This window comes from Methylophaga sp. UBA5088, assembly GCF_002414625.1.
GTDB classification, from domain to species: Bacteria; Pseudomonadota; Gammaproteobacteria; order Nitrosococcales; family Methylophagaceae; genus Methylophaga; species Methylophaga marina.
The window spans coordinates 1-556 of the sequence record NZ_DIAC01000134.1; the positions used below are offsets into that span (position 1 = coordinate 1).

At 44.4% G+C, this 556-nt stretch carries 1 protein-coding gene; it reads left to right on the forward strand.

The window, feature by feature from the left end:
- On the forward strand, positions 1 to 490 hold a 490-nt coding region (locus B4K20_RS16450; protein ID WP_289283748.1), incomplete at its 5' end, for a hypothetical protein.
- Positions 491 to 556: the final 66 nt, after the last annotated feature.

Consider the following 556-nt stretch of genomic DNA (forward strand, 5'->3'; position numbering starts at 1 on the left):
GACTCAGTCTGAAGCTTCAGACCCGTTTGGCCGTGATGAGGTTGTGCAGCTGGTAAGAGAGCTCACTGAACAACAGTTTTCCGCTTTAAAACAATCCTTATCAATTCAGCTGAATGAATTGGTGTCGATAACCGCAGAACCGGTTTTAGAGCAAACGCTAAAAGAGATGGACTTAAGTTCAAACATTGATCGCGCTTTGGAGCAAAATGCCGCCAAATGGTTGGATAAACAGCAAAATGTGGTGCGTGAGTCGGTACTTCGCCAGTTAAAACATGATCTAAACCCGCTGGTCGCCAAAAGCCTGGAAAGGTTGGTGAATGAAAAAATATTGCCACTTATTCGTAACCAGGTTACTGCGATGAAAAATGAATTTGATACTACTCATCAGGAGCAATGGGCACAAATTCAGGCGCAACTGATGATGCAGCGTAATATCAGTATTGGTGTGGGTGTGATCGCCTTACTCGCCTTAGTCTTTGTTCTGATTTAATGTTGCCATCAATTCGTGAAGCTCAGGTCTATGGTCGCACTTGCCTAGCTCATTCAAACAGTCCCG